Annotated in this window: 9 protein-coding genes; 4 read left to right on the forward strand and 5 right to left on the reverse strand. The window is 70.4% G+C overall.

The annotated features are described in order from the left end of the window. Positions 1-287: 287 nt before the first annotated feature. Positions 288-707 (reverse strand): SgcJ/EcaC family oxidoreductase, encoded by a 420-nt coding sequence (locus tag AQI70_RS36055; RefSeq protein WP_062156668.1) that lies wholly within the window; start codon positions 705-707, stop codon positions 288-290. Positions 708-841: 134 nt separating this feature from the next. Here AQI70_RS36055 and AQI70_RS36060 point away from each other — a divergent pair, with 134 nt between their 5' ends. Continuing rightward, positions 842-2104, forward strand: a complete 1263-nt coding sequence (locus AQI70_RS36060) for an IS701 family transposase (RefSeq protein WP_079051630.1) — start codon at positions 842-844, stop codon at positions 2102-2104. A gap of 230 nt (positions 2105-2334) precedes the next feature. Further along, entirely contained in the window at positions 2335-5289 is a 2955-nt protein-coding gene (locus AQI70_RS36065; RefSeq protein ID WP_062156670.1) for a type 1 periplasmic-binding domain-containing protein, read from the forward strand. A gap of 125 nt (positions 5290-5414) precedes the next feature. Here AQI70_RS36065 and AQI70_RS36070 read toward each other — a convergent pair whose 3' ends face one another. Beyond that, the gene (locus AQI70_RS36070) at positions 5415-5957 is read right to left on the reverse strand and encodes a DUF1707 SHOCT-like domain-containing protein (RefSeq protein ID WP_079051625.1); all 543 of its coding nucleotides are present in this window, start codon (positions 5955-5957) and stop codon (positions 5415-5417) included. A gap of 50 nt (positions 5958-6007) precedes the next feature. Next, entirely contained in the window at positions 6008-6355 is a 348-nt protein-coding gene (locus AQI70_RS36075; RefSeq protein WP_062156672.1) for an antibiotic biosynthesis monooxygenase family protein, read from the reverse strand. Positions 6356-6762: 407 nt separating this feature from the next. Here AQI70_RS36075 and AQI70_RS36080 point away from each other — a divergent pair, with 407 nt between their 5' ends. After that, a complete protein-coding gene (locus AQI70_RS36080) occupies positions 6763-7188 on the forward strand; it encodes a subtilase-type protease inhibitor (RefSeq protein ID WP_167358934.1) in 426 nt (141 codons plus the stop codon). A 311-nt stretch (positions 7189-7499) separates the two neighbouring features. After that, on the forward strand, positions 7500-8069 hold the full coding sequence (locus AQI70_RS36085) for a response regulator transcription factor (protein WP_062156674.1): 570 nt from the start codon (positions 7500-7502) through the stop codon (positions 8067-8069). Positions 8070-8123: 54 nt separating this feature from the next. Here the strand turns inward: AQI70_RS36085 and AQI70_RS36090 are convergent, their stop codons facing one another. Both AQI70_RS36090 and AQI70_RS36095 read right to left on the reverse strand, forming a co-directional pair. Then, the gene (locus tag AQI70_RS36090) at positions 8124-10073 is read right to left on the reverse strand and encodes an ATP-binding cassette domain-containing protein (protein ID WP_062156675.1); all 1950 of its coding nucleotides are present in this window, start codon (positions 10071-10073) and stop codon (positions 8124-8126) included. After that, positions 10070-11791, reverse strand: coding sequence for an ABC transporter ATP-binding protein (locus AQI70_RS36095; RefSeq protein ID WP_062156676.1), 1722 nt, complete (start codon positions 11789-11791; stop codon positions 10070-10072). The genes AQI70_RS36090 and AQI70_RS36095 overlap by 4 nt, the downstream gene beginning before the upstream one ends. Between the last annotated feature and the right edge of the window lie 47 nt (positions 11792-11838).

The raw sequence follows: 11838 nt of genomic DNA on the forward strand, positions 1-11838 counted from the left end.
TACTCCAGCTGTAGATCGTGATCTTGCTGGTCGGGGCCTCGCCGCGCTCCGCGTTGCCAGGAGCAGGCCCACCGCGGCCGCCGCGAGGCGGCCTCGCCGCCGCCACCCTCTCCGGCACCACCACGGACCTTCGCTCGACCTGCTGTGGACCCCGGACGACATCCTCGCCAGCTGGCGAGGACCTGCCCGCCGGGCCAGCGACACAATCCCAGGTCGGAAGGAATCCGACCTGGGATTCTTGAGCTGAGTACCCTGCCCCTACGGCGCCGACGACCTGACGCGAGTGGTCACTCAGTTACGGCGACGCCTGTGTTTTGGACAGCGGAGATCCACCACTGCCCTTCCCTCTTCACCAGCACCCACGTCCCTACATTGGCACGCTTGTGTTCTGACACGACGATGGGCTGCCGGAAGAAGACCACGGCGACGTCCGGGGTCGGGAAGGTGATGCGCTCGATTTCGTACCAGGTGTTGACTCCCTCTGCATGCCCGGTCAGGCGCTCGCTGTGATACGCATGAATCTTCTCCCAGCCAAAGAACCGTGTGCCGTTCACTGCCGTGAAGACGATATCCGCGGTGAACCGCTCGTCGAACTTCGCGGCGTCATGCTCAGCGAAAGCTGATCCCAAATCAGCGAAAATTTCCTCAATGAGGCGCGCATCGTCATTATTGGTCTGAAATCCCTGAGTATCCGGGCGATCGGTCACTCTTCGCTCCCTGGTTGAGACGGTGCGGCCACCGTTAATCATCGTGAGTTGTGTGGACTGACGAAGAGGAAGAGACGGTGGCCGCGGCTCACAGCATAGATCCGGGCCGTTGGCGGAAGGCGTTCGAGGTGGCCGTGGGCCGTATCGCGGGCCGGTTCGCCCGGGTCGCACCCCGGCTGCGGGCCGGGCGGTTGGTGCTGGGGCTGCTGGCGGAGCTGCCACGCAAGAACCGCTGGACGATTGCGGAGTGGGCCGGGGAGAAGACGCCGCTTGGCATGCAGCATCTGCTGTGCCGGGCGTCCTGGGACGCCGATGCCGTGCGTGACGATGTGCGCGAGTATGTCGTCGAGCATCTCCGTGACGATGCGGCGGTGCTGGTCGTGGACGAGACCGGCGACGTGAAGAAGGGCACCCGCACCGTCGGTGTCCAACGCCAGTACACCGGCACTGCCGGCCGGATCGAGAACTCCCAGGTCGCCGTCTATCTCGTCTATGCGGGCGAGCGAGGGCACGCGGCGGTGGACCGGGAGTTGTACGTCCCGCGCTCGTGGACCTCAGACCCGGATCGATGCCGGGCGGCCGGGCTGAGCGAGGACACGCTGTTCGCGACCAAGCCGGAGCTGGCCCGCACGATGATCGAACGGTTCCTGGACGCTGGGCATCACATCGGCTGGGTGACCGGCGACGAGGTCTACGGCTCCAATCCGAAGCTGAGGGCGGCCCTGGAAAAGCGCGGTCTGGGCTACGTCCTCGCGGTGGCCTGTTCAGCTGAAGTGCCCACCGGCGCAGGAAAGTTCCGCGCCGACACGCTGGCCGGGAAACTCCCGAAGCGGGCCTGGCAGGAACTATCCGCCGGAAGCGGCGCGAAGGGACACCGCTACTACGACTGGGCCGTCATCGACCTCACCGACCCGGCGCCGGGCCACCGTCACCTGCTGATCCGACGCAACCGCACTACAGGCGAACTTGCCTACTACCGCTGCCATTCCACCGGGCCAGTCCCGTTGCGCACGCTGGTCCGGACGGCCGGATCCAGGTGGCGGGTGGAGGAGACCTTCCAGACCGAGAAGGGCCTGGCCGGACTCGATGAACACCAGGTCCGCCGCTACCCGTCCTGGAGCCGCTGGGTCACCCTCGCCATGCTCGCTCATGCCTTCCTCGCTGTCGTCCGCGCAGACGAACACGCACGCCGCACCGGACCGGACGACCTGGCTCCGCTGACCTGCAACGAGATCCAGCACCTGTTTCTCGCGGTCACCGTCCGACCGCTGAACGACCTCGTACACCGACTCAGCTGGTCCGACTGGCGACGCCGCCACCAGGCACGATCACAGTCCAGCCATTACCGCCGACAAGCCGCAACCCATGAAGATCACGAACTACAGCTGGAGTACTAGGCCATGTCTTTCGGACCCTGTCGGACCCTGTCAAACCCTGTCGGACCCTGTCGGACCCTGTCGGACCAGCGCCGGGCCGGCACGTCCGTCGGCCGATCGGCCCGCACACCGGCGCCATGACCGGTCCGTAAGAGATTCGGAACGTCTGTACGGTGCAGTGCGTTTAGGTGTGGGTATCTCCATCGGATCCGGGTGTGCCGGGTCGGGCGGATGCGACGGGGGCGGAGCACGTGGCGAGAGAGGCATGGAGCGGCAGCGCCGGGATAGAAGCGGCCGACGCGGTGTTCGAGCTGATGAGACGGCTCATCGACAACTTCCGGGACAACCCTCCGGTGACGCCGCTGGTGGTCCTGCAGGCCACCGAGGAGGACGACACCGGCACCCTGGACCGACGGGTCGCACAGGTCGTGGAGTTCGTCCGCCAGGGCCATCAGCCGCGGGGGCTGATGGCCAAACGGCTGGACGGCGGAGGCGGCGTGGAAGCGTACTCCTCCGCGATCGACATGGTGCGCCAACTGTGCGAGCACCCCTGGGACAACCAGAACCAGTCGCAGTACAAGCCGTTCGCCTTTCCACGCTCGCGGCTGCTGCGGGCGATCGAGAAGGCCGCGCCCGAGGTCGGCGGGCAGGTGAGCACGGTGTGGTCCGCCGCCCAGCGCCGCGAGCGGCTGATGCGACGGCTGGCCGAGCTGCGCTGGCGGCCGGGGCGCGATCCGGACGGTGCCGACGACGCGGACGGCCGCGTCTCGGCGCTGGCGGACACCGTCGGTGCGGTGGCGAACCCGTCCGGTTTCGTGGGAGCGATGTTCATCGCCTGTCTGAGCGTGCTGCTGGGCGAGGGCGGCTGGCAGACGGCCGTGTGGGGCGGCGCCCTGGCCCTGGCGGCGTTCGGCGTGGTGCACTTCCTGGCGCGCAGCGCGCCGCCGCTGCTGTGGCTGCGCCGAGCCAGCCGATGGTTCGCGACGACCACGTTCCTGGCGCCTTCGAGCGACCGGCCCGAGGCCGCCGAGTGGTCCCGATGGCGGCCGGCGAAGTCCTGGGAAACCATCCGCGGCCGGGCCTTCGCCGTCGCCCGGCAGGTCGTCGCCGCCCAGGCCGATGATGTGACGGCCCGTCAGTTCCACTTGGAGCTGCGGGTGCTGGCATTGCTGGAGGACCTGCGCGAGAACTTCCGTCCGCGGACCCTTGACCTGCGCCGCCGCAAGCGCACCGTCCCGCCCGTGGTGTACCTGCCGTGCGCCACCGAGGACGACGGCGGTCTGCTGTTGCTGCGGGCGATCAGCAACGTGCGCAGCCGCCGCAGCGAGGTGGACCCGCTGTTGGTGCTCGCCGCGGTCCCCGCGGCCGAGCGGCTGCGCCCGCCGGGCTCCGAGGGACCCGAGCAGCCCTCCGCACCGCATCCCGGCGGGCTCGAAGAGGAAGACCAGACGCGCGCCTTCGGAGCGGACGCCAGATACCAGGAGTGGGTGACCCACCTCAACATCGGCCAGTCCCCCGGCCGGTCCGCCGCACTGCCGTGGATCCTGCGGATACCGCTGTCCGCCGACGAGTTGCGCCGCCGGCACTCCGCACAGCACTCCACCACCAGGATCCGCCGTACCGCTGCCTGGCTGCTGTGGTCCAGGCCCTGTCTGGCGGTGGTCCTCGCCATCGCCCTCGGCCTCGGCTTCCTGGGCAACCGGTGGATGGCCCAGCGCTACTGCCAGGGCCGGCTGGTCGGCTCCAACACCGACTCCGTGCTGGTGGGCGGCGAGTGTGTCGGGGTCGCGACCGGGGACGTACGGCTTGCGGCGGGCAACGGGCTGGAACTGTACGGCGCCGGCAAGGGCGTCACCTTCGACGCCGTCGAGCAGGCGATCAGGGCCGAGAACGCGAAGATCGGCCCGAAGGACAAGTACGTGACGATCGTCTACGCCGGCCCGGTCACCGCGGAGGACGAGTCCGGCACCCGCAAGGGACTTGAGGAGATCACGGGTGTCTACCTCTACCAGTACTACGCCAACGTCAGCACCCACCAGCCGACCAAGATAAGGGTCCTGCTCGCCAACGGCGGCGAGAACATGCTCCAGGTGCTGCCCATGGCCCGGCACATAGCGGAGCTGGCCCGGCGCGACCGGTCGATCGTGGGTGTCGTCGGCATGGGGCGCAACACCACGGAGAGCGACGACGCCGTGGAGATCCTCAAGGGCGCCGGCCTGCCCGTCGTCAGCACCACCAACTCCGGCAGCCATCTGGCGCGGGAGCTGTCGAACTGGTTCGGCCTGGCGGCCACCGATGAGGAGGAGGCGAACGCGCTCCTCGTCGTCGCCAGACAACTCTCCCGGCGCGAGGACGGCGGCCGGGGCGTGGTGCTGGCCCGCAAGGTCGGCAGCGAGAAGGACTTCTATACGACCGAACAGGCCCGGGTGGGCAGGCAGATGCTGGACCAGGCCGACTTCACCCTGTTGCCCTCCCGGTCCTACCGGCTGAGCCCCAACGGCGAACCGGAACTGACCGACCCGGTCGAGGCGATCTGCGCGAGTGACCCCGTGCCCAAGGCCCTGTACTTCGCGGGCCGCGTGGAGGACGTGCCCAACCTGATGTCCCAACTCGGCTCCACGCCCGGCTGCTCCGGCCGGAACATCACCGTGTTCACCGGCGACGACCTGGCCAAGAGCAACTACGAGGAGGGCGAGAGTCTGCGCATCCCGCCGGAGGTCACCCTCTACCACTTCGCGCTGGCACCGATGGACCTCGTCGGCGCGACCGGTTTCTACGAGGACGCCCACCGTGTGCTCGGCGGCCTGCTCCCCGAGGGCACGGCGGCGACCGAGCTCACCGACCCCGCCCGGCCCTGGAACGACGCGCTGTTCTCCAGCGGTCAGACGGTACTGTCCTACAGCGCCACCGCGGTGCTGTACCGGGCCTCGAAGAACGGCGACGCCCCGCAGACCGCCCCCGAAACCTGGGCCGACCTGCGCTGGCGCCCCAACCCGAACCTGCCCGTCGGCACGGTCAGTTTCGCCGGCAGCCAGCCCTACGCCGACCAGCGGGGGCACGGCTACAAGATCGTGCGGGTGACCTACCGCGGCCACAAGGTGCGATCGGTGACCGTGTGCGGGCGGCCGGCCGGCAGCAATGAGCCACTCACCGCACCCCCGGGCGGCGAGGACGCCGACGCGCACACTGTGTGCCGCGCGGAGTGATCCCCAGGGAGGGCTCGGTCGCCGAGGAGACCGGGCCCCTGGGGTGGCGGGGGGATCGAGTGCCGGGCGTGGGGTCATAGTGCCGCGGGTCCTGGTGACATGGGGTCCTAGTGCCGGATGGAGTCTCAACGCCGGGCATGGCGGATCTTCAGTCGTCCGAATCCCATGGCACCCGAGATGCGGATCTTCGGCCCGCCGGGGCGGGAACTCCGCGGGGCCTTGTAGCGCAGGTCCTTCCAGCCGGTGCGCAGCCCCTCGACTTCAACGACCGCGTCGTGAGGCACCGTGATTCTGGCCCCGCCGGTTCCGAGTTGCAGCTCGATGTCGACGACCGGATGCTCGATGATCGCCCGGGACAGATCCAGGCGCACCCTTCCGAATGCGGACTCGACCTTCAGGATCCGAGGTACCCGCCATGCGCCGCGCCGCCGGATCCGTCCACTGGCGGCGCCGATCGTTGACGTGGTGTCCGTGTGCTCCTTGGCGAGTGGGGCCAGAGCCGACACGAGTTCGCTGTGTGCCTTGGCGGTGAGCACCTGGTGGAGGCGTTCGTCCAACTCCTCGTGTGAGATGAGCCCTTCGGCGTACGCCTCCTGCAGGCGCTGCACGGCCGTATCGCGGGCGTCTTCGCCGATCAGTGACGGTGAGTCTTCCGGTAAGGGGAGCACCGTTTCACCCTACTGCCGTGCCGGCGATGCGCGATGGGCGGCGGTGACACCTACACATCTGCCGGGCGGGTAAACCCGTAGGCGCGCTCGACCTTGGCCACGTGGAGCGAGAACGAGGCATACCAGCGCTCGCGTCCGTGCGCACGGGCCAGGGCGTGCTCTGCGTGGTCCCGCCAAGCGGCGATCGAGTCCTCGTCCCTCCAGTACGACACCGTGATCCCCAGGCCATCCGCACCGCGAGCGGAGTCGACACCGAGGAATCCCGGCTGGTCGGCAGCCAGTTTCAGCAACCGCTCGTCCGTCTCCCGGTAGCCGTTGTCGCCGGCGGTCCGCACGGCGGTGAACACCACGGCGTAGTAGGGCGGGGCGGGCGGCGACGCGGGCGCAGGATCGGTCACGGAGGTCCTCCAACAGACGACATCGGCACTGTCGCCTCAAACGATCTCGCGCAGCGGGTGGAACTCACAACCCTGCTACCCGGTTACCGACCCGCCCTCCTGGGCAACGCGCGGCGAAGTCGCTGTCGCGCCACCCCGCCGCCGAAAGCACGCTCGCCGGTTTCAGGCCATTTCACACCCCCGGCACATCGGCCACACATTCCACCGGCGCACAGGATGAAAGACCGCTCACCTCCTCAATCATGAAGGCCACTCAGCCGATCAGGCCACTAATTGAATCAGCAATCTGGTCTGAATTGCGGCGACCGGAAGCAATTCGGTTCGTCCGCCCTGAGACAGGAGCAACACAGTGGGTACTTCGAGGCACTGAACAACACCAAAGAGAAGGGAAATACATCATGCGACCAATGACACGCTGGGCAATGACGGGAACTCTGCTCGCCGCAACCGTGGCGGGTCCTCTGGCCATGCCCGCCCACAGCGCCCCCGCCTCCCAGTACGCCCCCTCGGCCCTGGTCCTGACCACCGGCCACGGCGAGCGCGCCGCCACCGCGGCACCGGAGCGCGCAGTAACGCTGAACTGTGCGTACACCACTTCGGGGACGCACCCCGATCCGCGACGAGCCTGTACGGATCTGGACCGCGTGAACGGGGACCTCGACCGCCTGGCCACACTCCGCACAGGTGAGTCGGAACGATACTGCACGAAGGAATACCGACCCATTGTCGTCACCATACAAGGCGTATGGCGCGGTACACGCGTGAACTACGAGCACACCTTCGCCAACGCGTGCATCAAGGAAACCCAGGGCGCATCGGTATTCGCCTTCTGATTCACCTCGGCCAGTAAGGCGTCTCACCGGCGGGACCTGGTGGTCGAACTGCGACGCCGCATCGACCACTGGGTCCCCCCTCGTCCCGCCATGGAGCAGCGACGCGCCGGCCTTGGATGGCGCACCGAGTGGCTGGGCCAAGCACCGCTCGCCTCGGGCCGCGCGCGTGCGCCGGTCGCGGAGCGGCCGGATAATTGGCTGCAAAGGCGTTCAGGGAGTGCGGCACGCACGGTGTGGTGTCAGGGCAGGCCGCATGGCGCCGAGTGGGAGCGACATTGATCCGCGTTCTTCTCGTTGAGAAAGTCCGCCTCATGCGGGGAGCGGTCGCCGCTCTTCTGTCTCGCGAAGAGGACATCGAGGTCGTCGCCGAAGCCGACGGCAACGGGGAGGTACTCGCGCGGGCGGTGTCCTGCCGCCCCGACGTGGTGGTCATCGACGTCGACTCGGAAGAGGGCGAGGAACTCGCCGCGCGCAGCGAGCTGAGGGCGCGGCTGCCGGAGTGCCGGATGCTGTTGTTGATGGCGTCGACGACACCTGAGCGGCTGCGCCGCATCCTCGGCCTGCACGCCGCCGGCGTCATCAGCATGAACGCCCCGGCGGACCGCTTGGTCCACGGCGTGCGCAAGCTGGTCAGGGGGCAGCGGTTCATCGACCCGGAGTTCGCACTGGTCGCGCTCGACGCCGGAGAGAACCCGTTGACGCCACGGGACGTGGAGATCCTGCGTCTGGCCGCCGACGGCACACCCACCCGGGAGATCGCCGAACGGCTGTCCCTGTCCGTGGCCACGGTCCGCAACCACCTGTCGGCGATCACCCGGAAGACGGGCGGACGCAATCGGATCGACGCCATACGGATCGCCAGGGAGTCCGGCTGGGTGTGAGCGTTTCGCCGGTGAACGGCGGGTCCCTCACAGCACGATGAATGGCGGGCTCCCTCAGAGGGCGCGGACCGCATCCCTCACCCCGCCCGTACGGGGCATCGACCCGACCGGTGCCGGGGATCCGTTCGCCGCGCCCCAGTGGCCGACCAGGTCACGGTAGAGGGCGGAGCCGGCGAGCAGCTCCTCGTGCGTGCCGAGGCCGACCCGCGTCCCGTCCATGACGAGGATCCGGTCGGCCCGCGCCGCCGAGCTGATGCGGTGGGCGACGACGATCAGGGTGCCCGGGCGGCGGGCGAAGGCGGCCTCGGCGACCGCCTCGGCGGCGGGGTCGAGATGGCAGGTGGCCTCGTCCAGCAGGGTCAGGCGGGGTGCCGGGAGCAGGGCACGGGCCAGGGCGATGAGCTGGCGCTCCCCCGCCGAGAGGTCGCGCGGGTCGAGCGGCGCCAGGTAGCCGCCCAGGCGCTCCACCAGCGGCGCCGCGCCCACGGCACGGACCGCCGCCGCCACGTCCGACTGGGTGGCGCCTGGAGCCAGGTAGGTGAGGTTCTCCCGCAGCGTGCCGGCGAAGACGTACGCCTCCTGCGGGATCAGCACACGGTGCCGGGCCAGTTCGTCGCCGTCGGGCAGCGCGAGGACCGGCACGTCGTCGAGGCGCACCTCCCCCGCCTGCGGTTCGAGTACTCCCGCGATCAGTGCGGCGAGGGTGGATTTCCCGGCGCCGCTCGGCCCCACCACGGCGAGGTGCTCCCCCGGCCACAGGACGAGGTCCAGGTCACGGATCACCGGCTCCGCGGACTGGGCGTAGCCGAAGGTGAGACCGCGTGCCTCCACGCGGGCACCGCCGGGCCGTACGGGCATGGGCCCCCTCGTGGCGTCGAGCGCGGAGTCGGCGGTCCCGGAATCGGCGATCCCGGAGTCGGCGATCCCGGAGTCCGCGTCGGCTGCCTTGGCCTCGGTGGCCTCGGGGGCCTCGATTGTCTCGGTAGTCTCGGTGGTCTCGGTCGCCTTGGTGGTCTCGGTCGCCTTGTGTTCGGTCGCCTCTGGTTCCTCCGGCTCCGCCGCGATCTCCGCCATCCGGCCGACGGTGACCAGCAGCCACAGCCCGCTGCTGCCGAGTCCCTGGACGAAGCTCTGCAGGGCCGGTTGGAGGGCTTGCGACACATAGGTCACCGCCCCGAGGATCGTCCCCGCCGTCACCCCGCTCCGTACCAGCCAGGGCGCCGAGACCAGGATCAGCAGGAGGGGGACCCAGCCGCTGATGCCCAGGGCGGCGGTGCGTACCGCGGTGAGCCGCGCCAGCGACACGGCCGCCCGGGCCGCGGCGTCGACCTGCGCACCCGTCTCGGCCCGTACGCGGTCCTCGGCGCCGCAGGCCACCACGTCCCGCAGCCCGCCGGTCAGGGCGCTCGTGGTCTCGGCGATGCGCTCGTCCGCCAGGATGACGTCCCGCTGCCGTGCGGCCATCGCCCGGAGCGCCGCGGCGAACAGGGCCAGGCCGAGGAGGACGGGAGGCACCACGAGGGCCAGCAGCACGGGGTCGAGGCCGGCCAGGCCCACGCACACGCCCACGGCGGTAACCAGGAAGCCCTGCACGAACAACACGACCGCGCCGTAGGCGTCCCGGGCCCGCTCCACGTGCTCGGTGAGCCGTGCCACGCCGGCGGTGTCGGCCGGCTCGCCCAGCCGTGCGGACCGGTGCAGCGTGCCCGTGGTCACGAGGGTGACCAGTTCGTCCCGGAAGGGTTCGATGAGCGAGGCGAGCCCCAGCATGGCGTGCCGGGTCCCCCAGGCACCGACGAGGAAGGCGCCCGCCAGCGCGCCCAGCCAGAGGAACCCGGTGGCGGGCCGGCCGGCCAGGAATCCGTGGTCGACGGCTCGTGCCACGATCCACCCGGAGAGGGCGGCGGGCGCGGCCTGCACCAGTGACCAGGCCACCAGGCGGCCGTACTCCCGTCGCCGGCGGCTCAGCGAGGAGCGCAGGATCCGGATCGCCCGCCGCTTCACCGTGCGCCTCCCGCCGTGTCGGCCGCGGGGAGGGAGAACGGCTGGAAGGTGGCCCGGTACCGGGGGTCCGCCCACAGCGCGCGATGCGTTCCCCGCCCCCGGACTCCCCCGTCCGCCAGCCAGACGACGAGGTCCGCCCGTGCCGCCGTGGAGGCCCGGTGCGTCACGACGATCCGGGTGCGGTCGGCGAGCGCACCGGTCAGCACCTGGCTGATGTGGTGCTCGGTCACCGTGTCCAGGCTGGCGGCCACGTCGTCGAGCACGAGCACCCGCCCGGCCTGGAGGAACGCACGGGCCAGCCCGACCCGCTGCGCCTCGCCGCCGGAGATCGGGGTGCCGGTGACGCGGCTGGCGTACCCGGCGGGCATGTGGCGGATGAACGCGTCGGCCCGGGCCGCCCCGGCCTGAGCCACCACGTCCTCGGCGGACGGGGTCGGCGTGCCGAACCCGATGGCGTCGGCGAAGGTCTCGCCGAGCAGCACCGGGCGTTCGAAGCCGTAGGCCACCGCCTGCCGCAGTTCCTCGCGGCCGAGTCGGCGCAGCGGCACGCCGTCGAGGAGCACCTCGCCCTCGTCCGGGTCGGCGAGGCGTCCCGCCAGTGCCGCGAGCAGCGACTTGCCGGCCCCGGAACGGCCCACGACGGCGACGAGGGCGCCGCCCGGGACGATGAGACTGAGGTCCTGGAGCACGGGGCCGTCCGTCCCCTGAACGGTCACGTGCCGGAACTCCAGCCTTCCGGGGCCTTCGGCAAGGCGCTCGTGGCCGTACGCCGCCGGCGGTTCGGCCATCACCTCGGCGATCCGCCCGGCCGTCGTACGGGCCTGGGCCAGCTGGTTCAGCGACGACAGCACGCCGCCGATGCCGGCCGCCATGACCACGTACTCGCTCGCCGCGAGCATGTCTCCGGGCGTGATCCGGCCTTGTGCGAGCCCCAGTCCGGCCACCGCCAGGACGGCGACCACCAGCAGGGGGACGACGAGATCGCCGCGCGCGGAGATCCGGGCGATCGCGTCCCACGCGCCGAGCCCGTGCCGGCGCAGTTCCGGAAGGGGCGCGAGGACACGGCGTGCCTCGCGGTCGACGGTCCGGGCCGCGGTGATCGTCCGGATTCCGCCGAGGGCATCGACGAGCCGTGCGGCGATGGTGCCCTGCACGCGGAAGTAGCCCTCGTTGGCGTCGGAGATGTCGCGGAGGAAGGCCCGCACCAGGAGCACGACGAGCGGCATCCCGGCCAGGAAGGTGAGGCAAAGCCAGTAGTCGATGAGCGCTAGGGCGACGATCGCGCCGACCGGTGGGACGAGGCCCATGACGACCCACACCAGGCCCGACGCGCTGTTCCCGGTCCGGGCGGAGTTGCCGACGAGGCGGCTGACCAGGTCTCCCGGCGTGAATGTGCGGGTGGCCCGGGTGCCCAGCGCCAGCACGTGCCCCAGCAGGGTGTGCCGCAGCCAGGCGGTCGACCGGGCCTCGGCGATCTGTCCGACGAGATCGTCCACGGCGTCGACGGCCACCAGGACGAAGATCAGCAAGCCGGTGAAGGTGATCCACCGAGCCGTGTCGCCGCCGCTGAGGACGGCGTCGAGAGCGCGGCCCATGACGGCCGGCAGCGCGAGGCCGGCGCCGGTGAGCAGCAGTGAGGTGACGACCGTGAGGCCCAGCCAGACACCGCCGCGCCGTGCCGACGCCAGCAGCAGGCGATCCGCCGCGCCAAGGCTCATGGCTCCTCCGGTGGTCCCCGGTCGTGCGGGATGGAAACAGCGGCGTG

Source organism: Streptomyces curacoi (assembly GCF_001513975.1).
Lineage (GTDB): Bacteria > Actinomycetota > Actinomycetes > Streptomycetales > Streptomycetaceae > Streptomyces > Streptomyces curacoi.